At 74.8% G+C, this 20,574-nt stretch carries 24 protein-coding genes; 11 read left to right on the top strand and 13 right to left on the bottom strand.

From position 1 onward, the window contains the following. Window positions 1-63: 63 nt before the first annotated feature. The 4 genes from IEY71_RS13805 to IEY71_RS13790 are packed head-to-tail and all read left to right on the top strand — an operon-like array spanning window position 64 to window position 2,599. Window positions 64-309: a MoaD/ThiS family protein gene (locus IEY71_RS13805; protein WP_189085883.1), complete on the top strand. Its 246-nt coding sequence runs from the start codon at window positions 64-66 to the stop codon at window positions 307-309. Window positions 310-367: 58 nt separating this feature from the next. After that, a complete protein-coding gene (locus IEY71_RS13800) occupies window positions 368-1,627 on the top strand; it encodes a molybdopterin molybdotransferase MoeA (protein ID WP_189085882.1) in 1,260 nt (419 codons plus the stop codon). Beyond that, window positions 1,620-2,105: a cyclic pyranopterin monophosphate synthase MoaC gene (gene moaC / locus IEY71_RS13795; RefSeq protein ID WP_189085881.1), complete on the top strand. Its 486-nt coding sequence runs from the start codon at window positions 1,620-1,622 to the stop codon at window positions 2,103-2,105. Before IEY71_RS13800 ends, moaC begins: the two co-directional genes overlap by 8 nt. Then, window positions 2,102-2,599 carry a MogA/MoaB family molybdenum cofactor biosynthesis protein gene (locus IEY71_RS13790; RefSeq protein ID WP_189085880.1) on the top strand — a complete coding sequence of 166 codons (498 nt, stop codon included), beginning with the start codon at window positions 2,102-2,104 and terminating at the stop codon, window positions 2,597-2,599. The genes moaC and IEY71_RS13790 overlap by 4 nt, the downstream gene beginning before the upstream one ends. Here the strand turns inward: IEY71_RS13790 and IEY71_RS13785 are convergent. Further along, a complete protein-coding gene (locus tag IEY71_RS13785) occupies window positions 2,587-3,342 on the bottom strand; it encodes a phosphatase PAP2 family protein (RefSeq protein ID WP_189085879.1) in 756 nt (251 codons plus the stop codon). The two genes, IEY71_RS13790 and IEY71_RS13785, sit on opposite strands and share 13 nt — an antisense overlap. 23 nt (window positions 3,343-3,365) lie before the next feature. Continuing rightward, the gene (locus IEY71_RS13780) at window positions 3,366-4,649 is read right to left on the bottom strand and encodes a multidrug effflux MFS transporter (RefSeq protein WP_189085878.1); all 1,284 of its coding nucleotides are present in this window, start codon (window positions 4,647-4,649) and stop codon (window positions 3,366-3,368) included. 252 nt (window positions 4,650-4,901) lie between these two features. On the opposite strand from IEY71_RS13780, the gene IEY71_RS13775 reads away from it, so the two are divergent. Continuing rightward, entirely contained in the window at window positions 4,902-6,263 is a 1,362-nt protein-coding gene (locus IEY71_RS13775) for a GNAT family N-acetyltransferase (RefSeq protein WP_189085877.1), read from the top strand. On the opposite strand, the gene IEY71_RS13770 is transcribed toward IEY71_RS13775, so the two are convergent. Both IEY71_RS13770 and IEY71_RS13765 read right to left on the bottom strand, forming a co-directional pair. After that, entirely contained in the window at window positions 6,247-6,867 is a 621-nt protein-coding gene (locus tag IEY71_RS13770) for a hypothetical protein (protein ID WP_189085876.1), read from the bottom strand. The genes IEY71_RS13775 and IEY71_RS13770 overlap by 17 nt on opposite strands. A gap of 47 nt (window positions 6,868-6,914) precedes the next feature. Further along, on the bottom strand, window positions 6,915-8,057 hold the full coding sequence (locus tag IEY71_RS13765; RefSeq protein ID WP_189085875.1) for an AI-2E family transporter: 1,143 nt from the start codon (window positions 8,055-8,057) through the stop codon (window positions 6,915-6,917). A gap of 157 nt (window positions 8,058-8,214) precedes the next feature. Between IEY71_RS13765 and IEY71_RS13760 the strand changes: the two genes are divergently transcribed. Next, window positions 8,215-9,657: an MDR family MFS transporter gene (locus IEY71_RS13760; RefSeq protein WP_373292268.1), complete on the top strand. Its 1,443-nt coding sequence runs from the start codon at window positions 8,215-8,217 to the stop codon at window positions 9,655-9,657. Between the two features lie 31 nt (window positions 9,658-9,688). Here the strand turns inward: IEY71_RS13760 and IEY71_RS13755 are convergent, their stop codons facing one another. Next, window positions 9,689-11,155, bottom strand: a complete 1,467-nt coding sequence (locus tag IEY71_RS13755) for a phytoene desaturase family protein (RefSeq protein ID WP_189085874.1) — start codon at window positions 11,153-11,155, stop codon at window positions 9,689-9,691. 1 nt (window position 11,156) lies between these two features. Continuing rightward, window positions 11,157-11,930 carry an NUDIX hydrolase gene (locus tag IEY71_RS13750; RefSeq protein ID WP_189085873.1) on the bottom strand — a complete coding sequence of 258 codons (774 nt, stop codon included), beginning with the start codon at window positions 11,928-11,930 and terminating at the stop codon, window positions 11,157-11,159. A 43-nt stretch (window positions 11,931-11,973) separates the two neighbouring features. On the opposite strand from IEY71_RS13750, the gene IEY71_RS13745 reads away from it, so the two are divergent. Next, the gene (locus tag IEY71_RS13745) at window positions 11,974-12,777 is read left to right on the top strand and encodes an MBL fold metallo-hydrolase (protein ID WP_373292267.1); all 804 of its coding nucleotides are present in this window, start codon (window positions 11,974-11,976) and stop codon (window positions 12,775-12,777) included. 6 nt (window positions 12,778-12,783) lie between these two features. On the opposite strand, the gene IEY71_RS13740 is transcribed toward IEY71_RS13745, so the two are convergent. Continuing rightward, the gene (locus tag IEY71_RS13740) at window positions 12,784-13,356 is read right to left on the bottom strand and encodes an NADPH-dependent F420 reductase (protein ID WP_189085871.1); all 573 of its coding nucleotides are present in this window, start codon (window positions 13,354-13,356) and stop codon (window positions 12,784-12,786) included. 103 nt (window positions 13,357-13,459) lie between these two features. On the opposite strand from IEY71_RS13740, the gene IEY71_RS13735 reads away from it, so the two are divergent. Then, entirely contained in the window at window positions 13,460-13,978 is a 519-nt protein-coding gene (locus tag IEY71_RS13735; RefSeq protein WP_189085870.1) for a MarR family winged helix-turn-helix transcriptional regulator, read from the top strand. 93 nt (window positions 13,979-14,071) lie between these two features. On the opposite strand, the gene IEY71_RS13730 is transcribed toward IEY71_RS13735, so the two are convergent. Continuing rightward, a complete protein-coding gene (locus IEY71_RS13730) occupies window positions 14,072-14,374 on the bottom strand; it encodes a DUF1540 domain-containing protein (RefSeq protein ID WP_189085869.1) in 303 nt (100 codons plus the stop codon). A 142-nt stretch (window positions 14,375-14,516) separates the two neighbouring features. Here IEY71_RS13730 and IEY71_RS13725 point away from each other — a divergent pair, with 142 nt between their 5' ends. Further along, window positions 14,517-15,548 (top strand): PHP domain-containing protein, encoded by a 1,032-nt coding sequence (locus IEY71_RS13725; RefSeq protein ID WP_189085868.1) that lies wholly within the window; start codon window positions 14,517-14,519, stop codon window positions 15,546-15,548. 111 nt (window positions 15,549-15,659) lie between these two features. On the opposite strand, the gene IEY71_RS13720 is transcribed toward IEY71_RS13725, so the two are convergent. Both IEY71_RS13720 and IEY71_RS13715 read right to left on the bottom strand, forming a co-directional pair. Then, complete coding sequence (locus IEY71_RS13720) at window positions 15,660-15,830, bottom strand: hypothetical protein (protein ID WP_189085867.1); 171 nt, start codon at window positions 15,828-15,830, stop codon at window positions 15,660-15,662. A 270-nt stretch (window positions 15,831-16,100) separates the two neighbouring features. Continuing rightward, on the bottom strand, window positions 16,101-16,739 hold the full coding sequence (locus IEY71_RS13715; RefSeq protein WP_189085866.1) for an SDR family oxidoreductase: 639 nt from the start codon (window positions 16,737-16,739) through the stop codon (window positions 16,101-16,103). A gap of 53 nt (window positions 16,740-16,792) precedes the next feature. Here IEY71_RS13715 and IEY71_RS13710 point away from each other — a divergent pair, with 53 nt between their 5' ends. Then, complete coding sequence (locus tag IEY71_RS13710; protein WP_189085865.1) at window positions 16,793-17,281, top strand: NUDIX hydrolase; 489 nt, start codon at window positions 16,793-16,795, stop codon at window positions 17,279-17,281. Window positions 17,282-17,363: 82 nt separating this feature from the next. Beyond that, window positions 17,364-18,446: a trans-sulfuration enzyme family protein gene (locus tag IEY71_RS13705; RefSeq protein ID WP_189085864.1), complete on the top strand. Its 1,083-nt coding sequence runs from the start codon at window positions 17,364-17,366 to the stop codon at window positions 18,444-18,446. Window positions 18,447-18,449: 3 nt separating this feature from the next. Here IEY71_RS13705 and IEY71_RS13700 read toward each other — a convergent pair whose 3' ends face one another. The 3 genes from IEY71_RS13700 to IEY71_RS13690 form a co-directional block, all read right to left on the bottom strand. Then, a complete protein-coding gene (locus IEY71_RS13700) occupies window positions 18,450-19,049 on the bottom strand; it encodes a class I SAM-dependent methyltransferase (RefSeq protein ID WP_189085863.1) in 600 nt (199 codons plus the stop codon). A 55-nt stretch (window positions 19,050-19,104) separates the two neighbouring features. Continuing rightward, the gene (locus tag IEY71_RS13695) at window positions 19,105-20,010 is read right to left on the bottom strand and encodes an intradiol ring-cleavage dioxygenase (protein ID WP_189085862.1); all 906 of its coding nucleotides are present in this window, start codon (window positions 20,008-20,010) and stop codon (window positions 19,105-19,107) included. Window positions 20,011-20,089: 79 nt separating this feature from the next. Continuing rightward, window positions 20,090-20,515: a VOC family protein gene (locus IEY71_RS13690; protein ID WP_189085861.1), complete on the bottom strand. Its 426-nt coding sequence runs from the start codon at window positions 20,513-20,515 to the stop codon at window positions 20,090-20,092. Between the last annotated feature and the right edge of the window lie 59 nt (window positions 20,516-20,574).

Raw genomic sequence — 20,574 nt, 5'->3', positions numbered from 1 at the left:
TGTACTCGCGGAGCTTTTCCGCGTGGCGGATGCCGGATTCCGCCGTCGGGTAGCATCGAGCCCATGACCGTCGTGACCGTGCGCTACTTCGCGGCCGCCGCCGACGCCGCGGGTCGCGAGGAGGAGCGCCTGGAGCTCGGCGAGGCCACCGTCGGCGCGCTCCGCGAGCTGCTCGCCGAGCGCTACGGCGAGCCCATGCGGCGGGTGCTCCGCAACGGATCCTTCCTCGTCGACGGCACCGTGCGCCGCGACCCGGCCACGCCCATCGGCGCCGCGGTCGACCTCCTGCCGCCGTTCGCCGGCGGCTGAGCGCACGGGCTCCCGCGGGCACAGGCTCTCTCAGGCATCCGCCGTTTAGGCTGAACGCATGCGCAGCTACGCCGAACACCGTCGTGCGGTCACCGAGCTGCTCGCCCCGCTCGAGTCCGCCCTCGACGCCGAGGACGCGAGCCTCTCCGGGGGCGACGTGCTCGGTCGCGTGCTCGCCGCCGACGTCGTCTGCCCGATCGAGCTGCCCGGCTTCGACAACTCGCAGATGGACGGCTACGCCCTCCGCGCCGCCGAGCTCGCCGGCGCCGCCCCGGACTCCCCCGTGCGGCTCCCGATCGGGCCGACGAGCGCCGCGGGCGACCACGTCTTCGAGCTCGCCCCCGGCACCGCCTCGCCCGTGATGACGGGTGCGCCGATCCCCCGCGGCGCGGACGCGGTCGTGCCCATCGAGGCGGCCGATCCCCCCGCGTTCATCGGCATCTCGGGCGCCCGCCACGACTCGCCCGTGCAGGAGACGGTCGGCTTCGCCGCTCCCGTCGAGCCCGGCGCCTTCATCCGCCGGGCGGGCAGCGACATCGCCGCGGGCGCGCTCCTGCTCGCCGCCGGCACCCGGCTCGGTCCGGCGCAGCTCGGGGCGCTCGCAGCCGCGGGCATGACGGCGTTCCCGGTGCGGCGGCGGCTCCGCGTGCTGCTCGTCTCGACCGGGCACGAGCTGCGGCCCCCCGCGGCCGAGCTCCGGCCGGGGCAGATCCACGACGCCAACTCGGCGATGCTCGGCGCTGCCCTGCGCGGCTGCGGCGCCGAGGTGGTCGAAGCGGTCTCCCCCGACGACGCGGCGTCCCTGCGCCAGGCCATCGCCGCCGCGGCGGACCGCGTCGACCTCGTCGTCACGAGCGGCGGCGTGAGCGAGGGCGCCTTCGAGGTCGTGCGCGAGGCGCTCGCCCCGCTCGGCGTCGCCTTCGAGAAGGTCGCGATCCAGCCCGGCGGCCCGCAGGGCCTCGGACTGGCGCGCTTCGACGACGGCGCGGCCCTCCCGGTCGTCGCGTTCCCGGGCAACCCGGTGAGCGCGCTCGTCTCCTTCGAGCTCTTCCTGCGCCCCGTGCTGCGCCGACTCGAGGGGCTCGCCCCCGACCGGCACCGGGCGACCCTCCCGCTCGCCCACGAGGTGGTGTCCCCGCTCGGCAAGCACCAGGTGCGCCGCGGCGTCCTCGACGGCGACGGCGCCGTCGAGGTCGGCGCGCCGAGCTCCCATCTGCTGCACGCCTACGCTCAGGCGACCGTGCTCGTGCACCTGCCCGTCGGCGTCGATCGGCTCCCGGCCGGCGCCCCCGTCGACATCTGGAGGATCGATGACTGACGAGTCCGCGACCGGCCTCACCCACCTGCGCGCCGACGGCTCGGCGCACATGGTGGACGTGACCGACAAGGCCGTCACCCGGCGCACGGCGAGCGCGCAGGCGGTGCTCGTCACCCGCGAGGACGTCGTCGCCCGCGTGGCCGACGGCACCCTGCCGAAGGGCGAGGCGCTCGGCACCGCGCGCATCGCCGGCATCATGGCCGCGAAGCAGACCTCGAGCCTCATCCCGCTGTGCCACCCGCTGCCCCTCACGAAGCTCGCCGTCGACTTCGAACCGGCCGGCGACCGCGTGCGCGTCGTCGCGACGGCGACGACGAACGGCGTGACCGGCGTCGAGATGGAGGCCCTCACGGCCGCGAGCGTCGCGGCCCTCACGCTCTACGACATGATCAAGGCCGTCGACCACGAGGCGGTCATCACCGACGTCTGCGTGCTCGCCAAGTCGGGCGGCAAGCGCGGCGAGTGGAACCGCGCGTGAGCGCGGGCACTCGGCACGGCGCGCACGCGGTCGTCATCGTCTCGTCCACCAGGGCCGCGGCCGGCGTGTACGAGGACCGCACCGGCCCGGTGATCGCCGACTGGCTGCGCGAACGCGGCTTCGCCGTCGAGGGCCCGATCGTCGTCGCCGACGGCCCCGACTTCGCGATCGCCCTCGACACGGCGCTCGCGACGAGCCCGGCCCTCGTCGTCTCCACCGGCGGCACGGGCATCGCCCCGGGCGACACCGTGCCCGAGGCGACCGCCGCCGTGCTCGACCGCGAGCTGACCGGGTTCGCCGAGGAGCTCCGCCGCCGCGGCGCCGCCACCACTCCGACGGCGCTGCTCAGCCGCGGCCGCGCGGGCATCGCCGCCGGGGCGCTCGTGGTGAATCTGCCCGGCTCATCGGGCGGCGTGCGCGACGGGCTCGAGCTCCTCGACGAGGTGCTCGACCACGTGCTCGACCAGCTCGCCGGCGGCGATCACCCCGCCTGAGCTGTCGGGGCGGTGCCGGCCGAGGCATCCCGCCTGCGGTGCCAGCGCTGCCGCTCCTCCTCGAGCGGGCGGGCGAGGATCGCCCACACCACGAGCGCGACCCCGACGCCGACGAGCGCGCCCGCGATGGTGTCGGTGAGCCAGTGCACGCCGAGGTAGGTGCGGGTGAACGCCATCAGGAGCGTGTACGCGACGCCGAGCGCCCAGACCCACACCCGCGGCGCGATGATGCCGACGACCACGGCGATCGTCGCGGCGTTCGCCACATGCCCCGAGGGGAATGAACCGAAGTCGCTCGTGACCAGCATGTCCTCGGGGCGGGCCCGGCCGAAGAGGTGCTTCAGCAGCTGCACGACGCCCGCGCTCGCGGCCGAGGCGAGGATGAAGAACGCGGCGCCCCAGGGGCGACGGCAGAGCAGCAGCACGATCGCGCCGCCGAGGGGCACGACGAAGACCCCGATCGCCCCGCCGCCGAGGCGGTTCATGGTGAACGCGACCGCGTCGCCGAACGCGCCGCGCAGCTCGATCACCTCGCCGGCCCAGCCCTCGTCGAGACCGATGACCCCGTTGCGCACCGCGATCAGGCCGCCGAGCAGCAGCGCCACGAAGAGCACGCCGACGCCCGCCGCGACGATGACCCGTCGGTGCAGGCGGCGGGCGGCCGGGGCGTCCGCGCCGTCCGCCGTGGTAGGCGGATCCGCCGGCGCGGGCGTTGCGGGGTCGCTCGACTCGTCGTGGGCCATGCGCCCACGCTAGCCGCCCGGGCTCAGTCGCCGAGCGGCGGCACGCTGCGCGGGCGCACGAGCGCCCACAGCGCGACGATCGCGACCAGGGCCGCCGCGGTCATCACGATCGCCATCGGCACGGCGCTGCCGACGCCCATCAGGCCGATGAGCGGCGAGATGAGTCCGGCGAGCCCGAAGTTCAGCGCGCCGAGCAGCGACGCCGCCGTGCCCGCCTCGTTGCCGTGGGAGGCGAGCGCGAGGATCTGCACCGCCGGGAACGAGAAGCCGCAGGCCATGATGAACAGGAACAGCGGCACGATCGTGCCCCAGAGGCCGGCGCCGGTGAGGTCGAGCACCGCGATCGCGACGGCCGAGCCGAGCAGCACGAGCGTCGTCACCGCGAGGATCCACTGCGGCTGCACCCGGCCGCGCATGAGCCGCGAGCTCGTCTGCACGCCGATGATGATGCCGACCGAGTTCACGCCGAAGAGCAGCCCGTACTGCTGCGCCGTGAAGCCGTGCACCTCCTGGAACAGGAACGAGGACGTCGAGAGGTAGCCGAACAGCCCCGTGAACACCATGCCGCCGACGAGCGCCGCGCCGAGGTACACCCGGTCGCGGAACAGGGCGCGGTAGCGCTCGCGCATCGTCGAGTGCCCGGCGGCGTGCCGGCGCTGCTTCGGCAGCGTCTCGACGATGAGGAAGGAGACGCAGAGCACGACGACGACCCCGTACGCCGCGAGCACCCAGAAGACGCCGCGCCAGTCCATCACCTGCAGCAGCTGCGAGCCGATGACGGGCGCGAGCACCGGGGCGAGCCCGTTCACGAGCGCGAGGCGCGAGAGCATGCGCACGAGCGGCTTGCCGCCGAAGAGGTCGCGCACCATCGCCATCGCGACGACGCCGCCGGCCGCCGCCCCGAAGCCCTGCAGCAGGCGGAAGACCGCGAGCCAGGTGATGTCGGGCGCGAACGCGGCGCCGAGCGAGGCCGCGATGTGCAGCAGCGTCGAGAGGATGAGCGGCAGCCGCCGGCCGACCTTGTCGCTCCACGGCCCGACGATGAGCTGCCCGAAGCCGAAGCCGATCATCGTGCCCGTGAGGGTCAGCTGCACCGCGGCCGCGCCGACGCCGAGCTCGGACTGCAGCACGGGGAACGCGGGCAGGTAGAGGTCGACGGTGAACGGCCCGAGCGCGGTGAGCGCGCCGAGCACGAGCACGTAGACGAGCCGCTGGCGGCGGCTGAGCCGATCGCCGGGGTGCGCGCTGACGGCCGAGACCGAGCCGGTGTCGTCGGGGCGGATGATCGGGATGGAGGCGGTGGACATGGGCTCCTTGGACGGATGCGGCGGCGGGGCGCGGGCGGCGGTGGATCGGCGGTGCTGGCCGGGCGGGTCGGGCGGGCCCGCCTGGGTCGGGTCCGGCGTGCCGGATCCGGGCTCGAATCGCGCACGGGTCGAGCGCCCGTCGCCGGGCCGCCGATGGCGGCCTCGGTATCGAATCGATTCGAGAAGATCCATGGTAGCGCATCGAGCGGCGGGCGGAGCGGGCGCTCAGGCGGGGTGGGTAGGGTGGCGGGCGTGTCGAGTGACTTCCGCGCCTTCCCCGCAGACCCCGCCACCGCCGCCCGTCTCGGCGGCCTCGGCCTCGACTACCGAGTGCTCTCCCCCGACGATCGCGAGGCGCTCGCCGCCTGGTCGGCGGCCGAGCACCGCGGCTTCCACCACCCCCGGCCGACGCCCGAGACCCTCGAGCGCGAGGGCGCACTGCTGCAGGAGCGCCGGGTGCAGGGCGTCTACGACCCCGCGCTCGACGACGCCACGCCCGTCGCGACGGTCGCGAGCTGGCCGACCGGCCTCAGCGTCCCCGGCGGCCGCAGCGTCGACGGCTGGGCCGTCGCGGGCGTGACCGTCGCCCCGACCCACCGCCGCCGCGGCATCGCCAGGGCGATGATGCAGGCCGAGCTCGCGAACGCCGTCACCGCGGGCGCCGCCGTCGCGATGCTCACCGCCACCGAGGCGACGCTCTACGGCCGCTACGGCTACGCGCCCGCCGCGCGCGCGGCGACCCTCGAGATCGACCGGCGCCGGGTCGAGTGGGCCGGCGCCGAGGCGCCGGGCCGGGTGCGCTTCGTGACGGATGCCGCGGCCTTCCGCCGCACCGCCGGACAGATCGTGCGCCGCCAGGTCGCCCGCACGCCCGGCGAGATCGACCGCTGGCCGGCGCTCGTCGACCGGGTGCTCGGGCTCGAGGACCCCGACGGCGAGACGGCCCGGGCGACGCGCGTCGCCCGCTACGACGACGAGCGCGGCCAGGCGCAGGGCTTCGTCTCGTACCGCATCACCCGCGACGGCATGGGCGCGGGCGTCCTCGAGTTCGACTTCCTGGCCGCCGCGAGCGACGACGCCGAGGCGGCGCTGTGGCGCTTCCTGCTCGAGCAGGACTTCGTGTCGACCGTGCGGGCCCGCCTCCGCTCCGTCGACGAGCCGCTGCGCTGGCTGCTCGCCGACCAGCGGGCGATCACGACGACCGTCGGCGACCACCTCTGGCTGCGCATCCTCGACCCCGTCGCCGCGCTCGAGGCGCGCCGCTACGAGGGCCCGGGCTCGCTCGTGCTCGAGCTCGACGACCCGCTGGGGCACGCGGCCGGCCGCTACGCGCTCGAGGTCTCCGCGCGCGGGGTGGCCGAGGTGCAGCGCCTCGACGGCGGGGCGGATGCCTCGTCGGCGAGCCGCGCGACGACGGCGCCGACCCGCCGTTCGAAGCCCGCGCACGGCCTCCGCCTCGGCGTCGACGCGCTCGCCGCCATGTACCTGGGCGACGCCAGGGCGAGCCTGCTGGCCCGTGCCGGCCGGGTCGAGGAGACCGGCCCCGGCTCGCTCGCGGTCGCCGACCGGCTGTTCGCGACGAACCGCGCGCCCCGCCTCAGCATCTGGTTCTGACGCCGCCCCACGAGGAGCGCCGGCGGCCGCGGTCCCGCATCCGGCCGACCCAGCGGCGCAGCCCGATGACGATCGGGATCAGCACCGCGACCCCTGGGAACACGACGGCGCCGAAGGCGAGCACGCTGCCGATCGGGAAGCGGCTCGCGCCGCCCGCCCCGAGGCCGAGGCTGCCGCTGCCGAACGCGTCGCCCGCGACGAGCACCTCGGCGTCGTAGGTGTCGAGCGCGTCCCGGCAGGAGACGGTATGAACGCCCGCCCGCTCGGCCGTGAACTGCAGCACCTGGGCGAAGCCGGGCTTCGGCGTCATCCACCAGAGCGTGTCGTCCCAGTCGAGCGAGGGGCCGGAGCGCAGCGTGAGCTCCCCGCCGCCCGGTCCCGACGCACGGCACTCGACGGTGCCGAGGTTCGCGGCGATCCCGCTCGCCCACACGCCGGCGCGCTCGCCCGCGGAGAGCTGCACCGCGACCGGTTCGCCGAGCCGGTGCGGCTCGGCTGCGGCCACGGACTGCACGATCGGCGCGACCCAGAGCCACCAGATCAGCGCCGCGGCGACGGCGCACACGGCCGCCGTCGCGAACGCCAGCTGGTCGCGGTGCCGCAACTCCGCGGCATCCGTCCAGGGCGGCGAACCGCCCGGCCGGGCCCGCCTCAGCGGGCGTCCTGGCGGGGGAAGACGACCTTCTCGAGGATGATGATGATCGACGCCGCGACCGGGATCGCGACGAGGGCGCCCAGCACACCGCCGAGCGTGCCGCCCGCGACCGCCGCGATGACGACGAGGGCGCCGGGCACCGCGACCGCCTTGTTCATGATGCGCGGGCTGATGACGTACGCCTCGACCTGCATGTACACGAGGTAGTAGATCGCCGCGGCGAGCGCCGTCACGGGCGAGGCCGCGAACGACACGAGGGAGATGATCACCGCGCCCGTGAGCGTGCCGATGAGGGGCACGAGCGAGCAGAGGAACGCGACGAAGGCGAGCAGGATCGGCGCCGGCGCCCCGATGATCGTGAGGTAGATGAGGCTGAGCACGCCGTTCACGGCGCCGAGCGTGACCTGGCCGATCACGTAGCGGCCGACGGCGCCGGTGATGTCGCCGGCGACGTCGAGGTAGCCACGGCGCGAGCTGGCCGGCACGAAGCGGGCCGAGGCGCGCTTCATCGAGCGCAGCGAGGCGAGGAAGTAGAGGGTGAGGATGAGCACGATCGTCGCGCCCGTGAAGCCGCCGGCGATGCCCGCGCCGACCGCGAGGAGGCCGCCGCCGAGCGAGCCGATGTGCGCGGGGTCGCTCAGCCAGTCGCCGATGGCCTGGATGGCCTGGTCGATCGAGTCGCCGCCCGTGAGCCCGTTGATCCAGCTGACGAGCTGGCTCTCGCGCACGGCGACGACGATGCGGTCCCAGTCGTTGACGATGCGGGTGCTCTCGGTGATGACGATCGGCACGATCGTCGCGATCAGGCCGACGAAGAGTCCGATCACGACGGCGAACACGATCAGGATGGCGGCCCAGCGGGGCAGGCCCCGCCGCTGCATCCAGCTGACCACCGGGTCCAGGCCGAGCGCCAGGAAGAGCGCGAGCGCCACGTACAGGATGACGGTCGAGAGCTGTCCGACGATGCCGCCGAGCGCGAGCGCGACGAGCACGCCCAGGGTCGCGGTGAAGCCGATCCGGAACGCGTTGACGCGGAACGACGGCAGTTCGACGACGTCGGGCTTGCTCGTGGCGTCGCGCACGGTGGCCTCGGCCTTCGCCGGGCCGGAGGCCGATCGGGACTTCGACGGGATCCGCATGCTCCGACCGTAGCCGCGCCCGGCACGTCGCGGAAGGTCCCCCACGGCGAGTTGACAGGCCGGATCTCCTGTGCTCGGAATGAACGGGCGGCGACCGCGTTGACCTCAAGTGGGAAGACGCGCCCATGGGCGACGCGCGCCCGCCGGAAGGAGCACCGTGACCGCAGAGACCGCCGTCGGATTCCGTTCCGAGCGAGGGCCGGTGCTCATCGCGCTCATGCTCGCGACGGGGCTCATCGCCATCGACTCGACGATCCTCGCGACCGCGGTGCCGTCGATCGTGCGCGACCTCGGCGGCTTCGCGCAGTTCCCGTGGCTCTTCTCCGTCTACCTGCTCGCCCAGGCCGTCTCGGTGCCGGTGTACGCGAAGCTCGCCGACACGGTGGGCCGCAAGCCGATCATGCTCGTCGGCATCGGGCTGTTCCTCCTCGGCTCGGTGCTCTGCGGCTTCGCCTGGGACATGACCTCGCTCATCGTCTTCCGCGCGGTGCAGGGCCTCGGCGCGGGCGCGGTGATGCCGGTCTCGATCACCATCACCGGCGACATCTACACCGTGCGCGAGCGGGCCAGGGTGCAGGGCTACATCGCGAGCGTCTGGGCGGCGTCCTCGGTGATCGGGCCGACGCTCGGCGGGCTGTTCGCGGGGTACCTCGACTGGCGCTGGATCTTCTTCATCAACATCCCGCTGTGCGTCATCGCCGCCGTGGTGCTGTGGCGCCGCTACCACGAGTCGCTCGGCCGCGAGAAGCACACGATCGACGTGAGCGGTTCCATCGTGCTCACCCTCGGGCTCACGCTGCTCATCCTCGCGGTGCTCGAGGGCGGCCAGGCCTGGTCGTGGCTGTCCTGGCAGTCGCTCGGCGCCTTCGGCGTCGGCGCGGCCCTCATCGTGGCGTTCGTGTTCATCGAGCTGCGGGCGAAGGAGCCCGTGCTGCCGCTCTGGGTGTTCTCCCGCCGGCTCATCGTCACGACCTCGCTGATCTCGCTCGGCGTCGGCGCCGTGCTCATCGGGCTGACCTCCTACGTGCCGACGTTCCTCGAGGTGTCGGCGGGGTCGAGTCCGCTCGTCGCCGGCCTCGCGGTCGCGGCGCTCACGCTCGGCTGGCCGATCTCGGCGTCGCAGTCGGGGCGGCTGTACCTGCGGCTCGGCTTCCGCACCACGGCGCTCATCGGCCTCGCGATCGCGATCGCCGGCTCGGCGGCGCTCATCGCGGCGTCTTTCGTGCCGAACCCGTGGACGGCGGCCCTCGCCTGCTTCATCGTCGGCCTCGGCCTCGGCCTCGTCGCCTCGCCGACGCTCATCGCGGCGCAGTCCTCCGTGCCGTGGTCGGAGCGCGGCGTGGTGACGGGCGCGAACATGTTCCTCCGCTCGGTCGGCAGCGCGGTCGGCGTCGCCGTCTTCGGCGCCGTCGCGAACGGCGTGATCGAGCGCTCCGGGCTCGGCGACCACTCCCCCGTGGCGATGCAGGGCGCCGCGACCGCGGTGTTCGTCGCGGTGATCGTCGCCGCGGCGGCGACGATCGTCGCGGCGCTGGTGATGCCGCAGGCGCGCGTGGAGGATGTCGAGCTCGCCCCGAGCGAGCCGTCCGCCGCCGGCTGAGGCGCGCGGCGGCGGGCGCGCCCGCGGCCCGCTACGCCCGCAGCTCGGGCAGGCGGATGCCGAAGCGCTCGCGCAGCGCGAGCCGCGCGGCGTACCAGCCGTTCATGCCGTGCACCGCGGGCCCCGGCGGCGTCGACGCCGAGCAGAGGTACACGCCCTCGACGGGGGTGCGCCAGGGCGTGCGCGAGACGACCGGGCGCTTCACGAGCTGCGCGAGCGTCGTCGCCCCGCCGCCCAGGTCGCCGCCGACGAGGTTCGCGTTGCCGCGTTCGAGCTCGACCGCGGAGCTCGCGGTGGCGGCGAGCACGAGGTCGCGGAACCCCGGCGCGAAGCGCTCCACCTCCGCGGTGATGAGCTCGCTCGCGTCGAAGGTCGACCCGGCGGGCACATGCGTGTAGGCCCAGAGCACGTGCTTGCCGGCGGGCGCGCGGCTCGCGTCGAGCACGCTCGGCTGGGTGACGAGGACGAACGGATGCCTCGGCGCCCCGTCGGTGCCCGGCTGACGCCCGGCGGCGACGGCGTTCTCGGCGGCGGCGACCTCGCTGCGCGTGCCGCCGAGGTGCACGGTCGGGGTGAGGCCGACCTCGGCCGCCGCCCAGGGCACCGGTCCATCGAGCGCGAAATCCACCTTGGCGACGCCGCTGCCTGGGCGGAAGCGGTCGAGCGCCCGCACGTAGCGCCGCGGCAGCCGGGCGGTGCGCAGCAGCGCGGGCCCGGTGTCGAGGAGCACCGCGCGGCTCCCGCGCACCTCGGCGAGCTCGCGCACCCGGACCCCGGTCTCGATGCGCCCGCCGAGCCGGCGCAGCTCGGCGGCGAGCGCGTCGGCGATGCGCTGCGCCCCGCCCTCGGGGAAGCCCCAGCCGGCGGCGTGGCCGTGCGCGGCGAGGAGCAGCCCGGCCCCCGCGGAGGCGAGGTTCGGCAGGCGCCCGGCGGCGTGCGCGATGACCCCGGTGAGCAGCGCCGGGGCCACTGGCCCGCTGAACCGGGAGCTCCACAGGCTCGTGCCCTGATCGACGGCCCTGGCGCCGAAGCGCAGCGCGGCGACGGGATCGCGCGGCATCCGGAGCAGCTGCGAGCCGGTGAAGTCGACGACGCCCTCGATGCGGGAGACGAGCGGGCCGACCAGGCGGCGCCAGTCGCCGCCGTCGGCGCCGAGCCCCGCGACGGTGCGCTCGAGGTCCCGCCAGGCGAGCCCCGCCCCGCCGCCCGGCATCGGGTGCGCGTAGGACAGCTCGGGCACGATCCAGCGCAGGCCGCGCGCGGCCCCGGCCTCGCCGAGCAGCCCGAGCTCGCGCAGCACCGGCGAGGCGAGCGCGGCGGGATGCACCGCGGAGCCGACGTCGTGGCGGAACCCCGGCAGGGTGAGCTCGGCGGTGCGCGTCGCGCCGCCGATGGTGTCCTCGGCCTCGAGCACGAGCACGTCGAGCCCGGCCCGCGCGGCCATGACGGCGGCCACGAGCCCGTTCGGCCCGCTGCCGACGACGGTGACGTCGCTCATCTCAGAACGCCGCGAGGTACTGCCAGGGCAGCCCGGTCATGACGAGGCGGTGCCGCGGACCGTCGAGGCCCGCGCCGTGCTCGGCGCCGTCGGCGGCGAGGTACGCGGCATCCTCCTGCCAGAGGATCGTCGTGCCGGCCTCGTCGAAGCGCCCGGCGAAGCGGTGCAGCTCGCGCTGCCGGAACCGCGCGAGGGCGGCGTCGACGGAGGCCTCGGCGGCGAGCCCGTGCAGGGTCACCCAGGTCGGCGGCCAGAGCGTCATCGCGCCCGCGGCGTGCCGCTCGAGCGCCTCGGCCGGCCGGATCCAGGCCACGGCGACGAGCTCGTCCGGGGCGGGTCGCAGCTCGCCGTCGGGCATGCGGGCGGCGAAGAAGGTCGTGACGAGCCGCTTCTGCGCGATCATCGGCGGCACCCAATGCGAGAACGCGACGAGCTCGGCGGGGTCGACGTCGATGCCGATCTCCTCGCGGGTCTCGCGGACGGCGGCGCGACGCGCGCTCTCGACGTCGTCGATGGCCTGCCCGTGGGCGTCGCCCGGGTCGACGGCGCCGCCGGGGAACACCCAGGCGCCGCGGAACGAGCCGCGATCGTGCGGGCGCTCGGCGAGGAGCACCTCGAGGCCGAGCTCGCCGTCGCGCAGCAGCACGACGGTCGCGGCGGCGCCGAGAGCCGGCGGCGGTGGGGCCGGCGGGGTCGGGGCCGGCGGGACGGCGGCAGCGGGCGGTGCTTCGGGCGGAGCGGTGCTGGCCGGCACCTGCTCGTTCAGGGCGTCCATGTCGACAGCCTATGCCCGCACGCCGCGCGGGTACACTGCCTGCGTGAGCGAGCGGAACGGGACCGAGGGCGTGCGGGCGAGCGACGAGGCGACCATCGTGCTCGCGCCGAACCCCGGGCCGATGACCCTCGACGGCACCAACTCCTACGTACTGCGCGCGCCGGGATCGCCGAGCGCCGTGGTCGTCGACCCCGGCCCCGACGATCCGGCGCACCTGGCCCGGCTCGCCGCGGCGGGCCCCGTCGAGCTCGTGCTCATCACCCATCACCACGCCGACCACGTCGCCGGCGCCCTGGGCTTCGCCGAGCTCGTCGGCGCGCCGATGCGGGCGTTCGACCCCGCCTACTGCGCCGGGGCAGGGCCGCTCGTCGACGGCGAGACGATCCTGGCGGCGGGGCTCGCGCTCGAGGTGCTGCACACGCCGGGCCACACGGCCGACTCCGCCTGCTTCCTGGTCCGCGGCGAGGCGGGGCCCGCCGTGCTCACGGGCGACACGATCCTCGGCCGCGGCACGACGATCATCGCCGATCCCGACGGCGCGCTCGGCCCCTATCTCGACTCGCTCGAGCGGCTGCGCTCGCTCGCGAGGGCGGCGGATGCCCCGGTGCCGGCGCTGCCGGCGCACGGTCCGGTGCTCCCGGACCTCGTGGCGATCTGCGACGCGTATCTCGCGCACCGCGCCGAGCGGCTCGACCAGGTGCGCGCGGCCCTCGCCGCGCTCGGCGCCGACGCCTCCGCGGAGGCGGTCACCGACGTCGTCTACCGCGACACGGATGCCTCGGTCCGCCAGGCGGCCGAGGCATCCGTCCGTGCGCAGCTCGCGTACCTCCGCGGCGAGCGGGGCTGACCCCGCTTACTTGACGAGGGCGAAGCCCGCCGTCCAGGAGATGCGCTCCTGCACCGCGAGGGTGAGCTGGAGGAAGCCGACCGCCTCGAGCTCGCGGGCCCGGGCGAGGCTGCCCGCGTCGACGGCCTCGAGGCCGCCGGCGCGCACGAGCTCGGCGAGGGCGGCCTTCGCCGACTCGTCGTCGCCCGCGATGAGCACCGTGGTGGGCACGGCGCCGCCGACGGTCTTCGAGGCGAGGGTGGCGGCGAAGTTCGTGTTGAACGCTTTCAGCACCTTCGAGTCGGGCAGGGCGGCGGCGAGCTCGGCCGCGGCGGAGCCGTCGGCCGGCACGACCAGGCGGTCGAAGGTCGAGAAGTCGAGGGGGTTCGTGAGGTCGACGACGATCTTGCCGGCGAGGGCGTCGCGGTGGCGCTCGACGATCTCGGCGAGCGAGGGGTACGGCACGGCGAGCACGACGATCTCGCCCGTGATGGCGGTCGCCTCGCGGCCGACCACCTCGACCGAGTTGCCGCCCGCGGCGACGATCGCGCCGATCGCACTGCCCATGTTGCCGCTGCCGATGATGCTGACCGTGGTCATTGCCGTTCCTTCCGGGCGCCGCTCGGACGCCATTAGTTGTTCTAACAACCAACACCCTACGCTCATTCAGTTGTTGCGTCAACTATTGCGGTAGACTGGCCCCATGACCGACCCGACCCCCTGGCTCTCGCCCGAGGAATCCGCCGCCTGGGTGCGCCTCGTCGCGGTCGCCGAGCTCCTGCCGACCGCGCTCGACGCGCAGCTCGGCGCCGACGTCGGGCTCACCCACTTCGAGTACGTCGCGCTCATGTCGCTCGCCGGCGCCCCCGAGCGCACCATGCGCATGACGGCGCTCGCCTCGCTCACGAACGCGACGCTCCCCCGGCTCTCGCACGTCATGCGCCGCCTCGAGGCGCGCGAGCTCGTGCGCCGCTTCCCCTGTCCCGAAGACCGTCGCGCGACGAACGCGACGATCACCGAGGCGGGTCTCGCACTGCTCGAGCAGGCCGCCCCCGGCCACGTGCGCACCGTGCGCGCGAACGTGCTCGACGCACTCACCCCCACCCAGCTCGAGCAGCTCTACGAAATCGCCGGCGCCGTGCTCGGCCGGCTCGACCCCGAGGAGCGGCTGAACGCCACCTCGTGCCAGTTCAGCGAGGGTCCGCGCACCCGCATCGCGTAGCCGCGGGCGCCGCGCCGGCCCCGGGACGACGACGCCCGCCCCGGGACGGATCACCGGGGCGGGCGGTTCGTGGCGGTGCGGGCGGATCGGCGCTCAGCGCACCTCGTAGGTGAGGCAGTCGGCGTCGTCGGCACCGGCGCCGATGCGGACGGCCGGGGCGCTGCACTCGAGCTGCTCGTTGTGGACGCACTCCGCGCGCTGGCAGGCGCCGACGTGCGTGACGACCTTGTCGAGCCCGCCCTTCGCGCTCAGCGGGATGAACGTCGCGCACTCGGCATCGCCGACCGAGCCGCCGATGGTGACGGCCGCCGCGTGGCAGTGCGAGTGATCGTTGTAGGAGCAGCCGGCCACCGAACACTCGGTGACGCGGGGCAGTTCGTCGAGGGTCATGCTCATGTCGGCCTCCGTCGTCTCGTTGCGGGCGATGCTACTCCGGCGGCGGCGGTCCCGCCACGCATCGCGCGGTGTTTTTCCGCAGATCAGACCAGATTTCTTGATTAGGATTGCCTCACCTTTCCCGCCGCGCGAGGATGGGGGCATGGATGCCGCCGCCGCGCTCGACGAGATCGCCCTGCTGCTCGAACGGGAGCTGGCGAACCCGTTCAAGGCGAAGGCGTTCCGCCGGGCCTCGGCCGCGATCGCCGGGCTCGACGCCGAGGAGCTCGCCCGCCGCATCGCCGACGGCTCCCTGCGCCGCACGAAGGGCATCGGCGACACGAGCTACACGGTCATCGCCGAGGCCGCCGAGGGGCGGGTGCCCGACTACCTCGCCGAGCTGCGCGCCAAGCTCGGCGGCGGCGAGTCGGAGAGCGCGCTGCGCCGCGAGCTCCGCGGCGACCTGCACAGCCACACCGACTGGTCCGACGGCACCACGAGCCTGCCCGTGATGGCCGCCGCGGCCCGCGACGCGGGGCTCGAGTACCTCGTCGTCACCGACCACTCCCCCAGCCTCCGCGTGGCGAACGGGCTGAGCGCCGAGCGCCTCGAGACGCAGCTCGACCTCGTCGAGGCCCTCGACACGGGGCACGGGGAGGGCGACGGCGGCCTCGGCATCCGCCTCGTCCCCGGCATCGAGGTCGACATCCTCACCGGCGGCGAGCTCGATCAGCGCGACGAGCTGCTCGCGCGGCTCGGCATCGTCGTCGGCAGCGTGCACTCGAAGCTGCGGATGCCCGCCGAGGAGATGACCCCGCGGATGCTCCGCGCCATCGCGCATCCGCGGCTCAACGTGCTCGGCCATTGCACCGGCCGGCTCGTGCGCGGCTCGCGCGGCACCCGGCCGCAGTCCGAGTTCGACGCGCACGCCGTCTTCGCCGCCTGCGCCGAGCACGGCGTCGCCGTCGAGATCAACTCCCGCCCGGAGCGGGAGGATCCGCCGGACGAACTCATCGCGCTCGCGCTCGACGCCGGCTGCCTGTTCTCGATCGACAGCGACGCGCACGCGCCGGGGCACTTCGCGTTCCTCGGGCTCGGGGCCGCCCGTGCGGAGCGGGCCGGCGTGCCCGCCGAGCGGATCGTGAACACCTGGCCGCTCGAGCGCCTGCTCGACTGGGCGCACCGCTCGGCCTGAGCCGCGCGGTGGCGCCGGCGCGGCCCGGCATGACGTCAGGATTCGCGGGTCGCGCGGGCCCCGCACCCGCAGATACTGACGTCTTGGCGTGCGCAGCGGGAGGGACTGCGCTCAGGCGGGCGGCTGCTCCGGGTCGAGGCTCTCCAGCTGGTCCTCCTCGACGGCGTTGTCGGCCTCGAGCTCGTCGAGCTCCTCGCCCTCGTGCGGCTCGAGCTCCTGGGCATCCGAGTCGCGGCGGCCATCCGTGTCGCGCGCGTCGCGCGGCTCATCCGTTCGGTTCATGCTGCCAGCGTGCCGCGCGCGGCGGCCCGCGGCAACGGGGTTGACGGAGGGCGCGGCGGGGCCCCCTGGTCAAGCGCGAGCGGCAGGAGCAGAATGGCGGCAACGACCCCGGGGAGGAACCATGACGATCGAAGCGGTGCTCTGGACGGTGCTCGGACTCATCGCGCTGGTGGGCGGCGTGCTGCTGCTCAGCGCGCTCTGGTCGCTCGTGAAGGCGAAGGACTGACCCGCCCGCTCGCGGCGGTCGACCGGCGGGCCGACCGCGCCGCGTCAGACGAGGGCGTCGGCGATCGGCGTCGAGCCGCGGTTGAATCGGATGGTGCGGCCGATCGTCGCCGGCTGCGCGAGCGTCTCCGCGATCACGGCGGCGACATCGGCCCGGTCGACGGCGCCGCTCCGCCCGGCCGTCGTGTCGATCAGGCCCGTGCCCGGGCCGTTCTCGAGCGTGCTCGGCCCGAGGATCGTCCACGCCAGCTCGCTTCCCGCGAGCTCCCGGTCGGCGGCCGCCTTCGCGGCCGCGTAGTGCCGGAACGGGCTCGTGTCGGGCTCGACCCGGTCGGGCGAGCCGAAGTACGACACCATCACGTAGCGGCGCACGCCGACCTGCTCCGCGGCGCGCATCGAGCGGATCGCGGCATCGCGGTCGACGGCGTAGGTGCGCTCCGGATTGCCGCCACCGGCGCCGGCCGACCAGACGACGGCGTCGTGCCCGGCGATGAGTTCGGCGAGTCCGTCGACGTCGAGCTGCTCGATGTCGGCCAGCACGGCGTTCGCCCCCGCGGCGCGCACCGCCTCGGCGTGCTCGGGGTTGCGGATCACCGCGTCGACCTCGTCGCCGCGATCGGCGAGCAGCCGCTCGGTGAGGAGGGCGACCTTGCCGTGGCCGCCGATGATCAGGATGCGGGTCATGTCGGCTCCCTTCCGCCGTCCACGCTAGCGCGCGACCCTGAACGGAGGACCGGATGCCGGTGACGAGCGCCGGGCTGCTGCTGCACCGCGAGCGGGGCGATGGGCTCGAGGTCTTCCTCGGCCACATGGGCGGCCCGTTCTGGGCCAAGAAGGACGCCGCGGCGTGGTCGATCCCGAAGGGCGAACTCGACGCGGGCGAGGAGCCGCTCGCCGCCGCCCGACGGGAGTTCGCCGAGGAGATCGGCGTCGATCCGCCGGGCGGCGAGGTCATGGACCTCGGCCCCGTCCGCTACGCCTCGGGCAAGACGGTGCACGTCTTCGCCCTCGCCGCCCCGGACTTCGAGGTCGACGCGGTCGTCAGCGAGACGTTCGAGCTGGAGTGGCCGCCGCACTCGGGCCGGACGGTCGCGTTCCCCGAGGTGGACCGCGCCGAGTGGATGCCGCTCGGTCGCGCCGCCGAGCGGCTCGTCGTCGGGCAGCGACCGGCGCTGTCCGCGCTCGTGGCGCGGCTCGGCGGCGGGGTGGAGGGCGGCGGCAGCTGAGCCGCGGAACATGGCGTCACACGCCGGCGGCGCTGCGTATCCTGACGGAGCGCCCGCGCGGCGCGAGCCACGAGAGGACCGCATGACCCAGCCCCGAGCAGCCGCGACCGACGTCCGAGCCGAGACGGTGGCCGTGACCGCCGGACGCCCGGCCCACGAGCCGGACGAACCGCTGAACACCCCGCTGCACCTCGCCTCCACCTACGTCGCCGGTGGGGCCCTCGAGTACGGCCGCTACGGCAACCCGAGCTGGGCGGCTTTCGAGGAGGCGCTCGGCGCGCTCGAGGGCGGGCGGGCGACGAGCTTCGCCTCGGGCATCGCCGCCGTCGACGCCGTGCTCGAGCTCGTGCCGACCGGCGGTCTCGTCGTCGCGCCGCGGCACTCCTACACGGGCACCGTGCTGCAGCTCGACGCCCGGGTCGAGTCCGGGCGCATCCGCGTCGCGTACGTCGACGTCACCGACACGGCCGCCGTGGCGGCCGCGTGCGAGGGCGCCGCGCTGCTCTGGTTCGAGTCGCCGACGAACCCCGCGCTGGAGCTCGGCGACGTGCCGGCGCTCGTCGCGGGCGCGCACGCGCACGGCGCGCTCGTCGCGATCGACAACACCTTCGCGACGCCGCTGCGTCAGCGTCCGATCGCCGACGGCGCCGACCTTGTCGTGCACTCGGCGACGAAGTACCTCTCCGGGCACAGCGACGTCATCATGGGCGCGGTCGTCACGAACGACGACGCGCTCGCCCAGCGGCTCGTCGACCGGCGCTCGCTCGGCGGGGCCATCCCCTCGGCCTTCGAGGCCTTCCTCGCGCTGCGGGGCCTGCGCACCCTGCACGTGCGCCTCGACCGGGCGGAGCGCAACGCGCGCGACCTCGTCGAGCGGCTCGCCGGCCACCCCGACCTCCAGGAGGTGCGCTATCCGGGCTTCGGCGCGGTGATCTCGCTCGTCGTGGCGGGCGGAGCCGAGGGCGCCGACCGCTTCGTCGCCGCGGCCCGCCTGTGGGTGCACGCGACGAGCCTCGGGGGCGTCGAGTCGACGCTCGAGCGCCGACGCCGCTGGGCGGCGGAGGCCGACACGATCCCGGCCGGGCTCGTGCGCCTCTCGGTCGGCATCGAGCATGTCGACGACCTCGCCGCCGACCTGCTGCAGGCGCTCGACGCCGCCCGCTGAGGCTCAGGCGGGCGAGACGCCCTCGTAGAGCAGGATCGGCAGCGCGCCGAGGGGGAAGGACCTCGCCCGCACCCGGCGCACCTCCTCGGCGAGGAAGCCGGCGTTCGCGATCGCCCGCTCGGTGTCCCGGTCGAGGTGGCAGCCGTGGCACCAGCGCACCGAGCACGGCGTCGCGATCCGCTGCACCGCGCGCTTCGCCGTGCCCTGCGGCGCCCCGACGTGCTCGGCGACGACGAGTCGGCCGCCCGGCACGAGCACCCGGCGCAGCTCCGCGAGCGCGGCCGCCGGATCCGGCACCGTGCAGAAGACGTAGCTCGCGATGACGGCGTCGAAGGCGCCGTCGGGCACCGGGATCCGCTCGGCCGACGCCGCGAGCGGCGGCTGCTCGTGCCCCCACTCGCGCGCCCGGATGGCGAGCTCGGCGCGGCGCTCCGCATCGGGTTCGAGGCCGGTCCAGACGACGTCGAGCGCGAGCGCGCCGAAGTTCTCGCCCTCGCCGGCGCCGATCTCGAGCACCCGGCCGTGCACCCGACCGAACCACTCGCGCTCGAGCTCGTCGAGGGTGTCGTCGTCGACGAGGGGCGGGCGTTCCTGCTGCGGCATCCGGCCATGCGACCACGCCGGGTCCGCCGCGTCAAGCCCGCCGCCCGGCACGCCGTCAGACGCCGATCGTGAGCGCGGCGGTGTAGCCCTGCGCGACGGATCCCGACATCGAGGCGATCTGGTGGATGCCGCCGTCGTCGCCGAAGACGTTGTCGCTCGCAAGACTCACTGCGGCGGCGTTGCGCACGCTCTGCTCGTAGCCGCTCGTGGCGTACACCGCGTCGTTCGACTCGGGCGGCAGCGCGATCTGCGAGGTCTTCACGATCGGTCCGGAGGCGACGGCGTTCGCCACATCGGCGTAGACCTCGAAGTGGATGTGCGGCCAGCGGCCGGAGTAGCAGGCCGGGTAGATCGAGGTGAAGCGCACGGTGCCCGTGTCGTCGGTGGCCTGCACTCCGCGGAGGTAGTTCTCGTGCTCCAGGCCGGCGGAGTAGAGCGAGTAGCCGCCGGAGCGGTCGCAGTGCCAGAGGTAGACGCCGGCCCCGACGAGGGCGGCCCCGCTCGCCGCGTCGCGCACGGTGAGCGCGATCTGCAGCGGCACGCCCTCGGCGGTCGTCGTCGAGGCCCCGAAGCTCTGCCGGAGGTCGCTGCGGACGATCCCCGAGTCGTCGAGGACGTTCACGCCGTTCGAGCCGTCGGCGGGGTACGGGCCGCCCGTCTCGTCCGGCACCTCGCTGATCCCGCTCGCGTCGCTCGCCGTCGGCGTGCTCGACGCGCTCGGCGCACCCGCTCCCGAGCTGCTCGAGGCGCTCGCGGTGCCGGACTCCCCCGGCCCGGCGCACGCCGCGAGGAGCGAGGTGAGGCCGATGCCGCCGAAGATGCCGAGCGCCCGGCGCCGATCGACGAGGGTGCGGATGTCGTAGACGAGTCCGCGGTGGTCCTCGTCGATCGGCTCGCCGTTCGCGTCGAGCCACCTGGGATCGGTCTCGCCCGGCTGTCGGGACGTGGTGCGCTGCGTCATTCCGTCAGCATCCTCGTGCCGCCTTTGCGGCCGCTCTGGGTCCGCTGTGCGCCGGCTCTGCACGAGGCATCCGCCCGCCTCACATCGCGCGCGTGCCGTCCGAGAGCATCGGCGAGATGAAGCCGATGAGATTGCGGTCCGGGTCGAGGATCGTGGCGGTGCGGCCGACGCCCGCCATGTCCTCCGGCGGCAGCGCGTCGCTGCCGCCGAGGCCGAGCGCGCGGCGGTACGTCTCGTCGACGTCGTCGACGGCGACCACGATGTTGCAGCCGTTGACGGGCGCGCCCACCTCGGGCGGCGGCCCCTGCCGCTGGGTGAGGCCGCCGTTGATGCCGTGCCCGGCCGCGCCGTCGGTGTTGCCGATCGCCCCCTCACCGGTGTCGATCATCCAGTACGGGAAGTCGCCGAACTGGGTGAACCGCCAGCCGAACAGCTCGGAGTAGAAGTCGACGAGCCGCTGCGGCTCGCTCGCGTGGATCTCGAAGTGCACGACGAGGTCGGCCATGGTCTCCCCTTCACCCATGCGCCCGTCTCGGGCGCGTCGCGTCGGCCGACCGGGCGGAC

The organism is Agromyces mediolanus (assembly GCF_014648575.1).
In the GTDB taxonomy this organism is placed as follows: domain Bacteria; phylum Actinomycetota; class Actinomycetes; order Actinomycetales; family Microbacteriaceae; genus Agromyces; species Agromyces mediolanus.
The sequence above is the reverse complement of the archived record's forward strand: the minus strand, read 5'-3'. Positions and strand labels throughout refer to the sequence as shown.

What these genes read in the sequence shown, in the direction of transcription:
- IEY71_RS13695 (WP_189085862.1), bottom strand. Translation starts at nt 20,010, where the DNA reads ATGACGCAGCGCACCACGTCCCGACAGCCGGGCGAGACCGATCCCAGG.
- IEY71_RS13715 (WP_189085866.1), bottom strand. Translation starts at nt 16,739, where the DNA reads ATGACCCGCATCCTGATCATCGGCGGCCACGGCAAGGTCGCCCTCCTC.
- IEY71_RS13720 (WP_189085867.1), bottom strand. Translation starts at nt 15,830, where the DNA reads ATGAACCGAACGGATGAGCCGCGCGACGCGCGCGACACGGATGGCCGC.
- IEY71_RS13740 (WP_189085871.1), bottom strand. Translation starts at nt 13,356, where the DNA reads ATGACCACGGTCAGCATCATCGGCAGCGGCAACATGGGCAGTGCGATC.
- IEY71_RS13690 (WP_189085861.1), bottom strand. Translation starts at nt 20,515, where the DNA reads ATGGCCGACCTCGTCGTGCACTTCGAGATCCACGCGAGCGAGCCGCAG.
- IEY71_RS13780 (WP_189085878.1), bottom strand. Translation starts at nt 4,649, where the DNA reads ATGTCCACCGCCTCCATCCCGATCATCCGCCCCGACGACACCGGCTCG.
- IEY71_RS13765 (WP_189085875.1), bottom strand. Translation starts at nt 8,057, where the DNA reads ATGCGGATCCCGTCGAAGTCCCGATCGGCCTCCGGCCCGGCGAAGGCC.
- IEY71_RS13805 (WP_189085883.1), top strand. Translation starts at nt 64, where the DNA reads ATGACCGTCGTGACCGTGCGCTACTTCGCGGCCGCCGCCGACGCCGCG.
- IEY71_RS13710 (WP_189085865.1), top strand. Translation starts at nt 16,793, where the DNA reads ATGCCGGTGACGAGCGCCGGGCTGCTGCTGCACCGCGAGCGGGGCGAT.
- IEY71_RS13755 (WP_189085874.1), bottom strand. Translation starts at nt 11,155, where the DNA reads ATGAGCGACGTCACCGTCGTCGGCAGCGGGCCGAACGGGCTCGTGGCC.
- IEY71_RS13800 (WP_189085882.1), top strand. Translation starts at nt 368, where the DNA reads ATGCGCAGCTACGCCGAACACCGTCGTGCGGTCACCGAGCTGCTCGCC.
- IEY71_RS13730 (WP_189085869.1), bottom strand. Translation starts at nt 14,374, where the DNA reads ATGAGCATGACCCTCGACGAACTGCCCCGCGTCACCGAGTGTTCGGTG.
- IEY71_RS13735 (WP_189085870.1), top strand. Translation starts at nt 13,460, where the DNA reads ATGACCGACCCGACCCCCTGGCTCTCGCCCGAGGAATCCGCCGCCTGG.
- IEY71_RS13750 (WP_189085873.1), bottom strand. Translation starts at nt 11,930, where the DNA reads ATGGACGCCCTGAACGAGCAGGTGCCGGCCAGCACCGCTCCGCCCGAA.
- IEY71_RS13700 (WP_189085863.1), bottom strand. Translation starts at nt 19,049, where the DNA reads ATGCCGCAGCAGGAACGCCCGCCCCTCGTCGACGACGACACCCTCGAC.
- IEY71_RS13705 (WP_189085864.1), top strand. Translation starts at nt 17,364, where the DNA reads ATGACCCAGCCCCGAGCAGCCGCGACCGACGTCCGAGCCGAGACGGTG.
- moaC (WP_189085881.1), top strand. Translation starts at nt 1,620, where the DNA reads ATGACTGACGAGTCCGCGACCGGCCTCACCCACCTGCGCGCCGACGGC.
- IEY71_RS13785 (WP_189085879.1), bottom strand. Translation starts at nt 3,342, where the DNA reads ATGGCCCACGACGAGTCGAGCGACCCCGCAACGCCCGCGCCGGCGGAT.
- IEY71_RS13725 (WP_189085868.1), top strand. Translation starts at nt 14,517, where the DNA reads ATGGATGCCGCCGCCGCGCTCGACGAGATCGCCCTGCTGCTCGAACGG.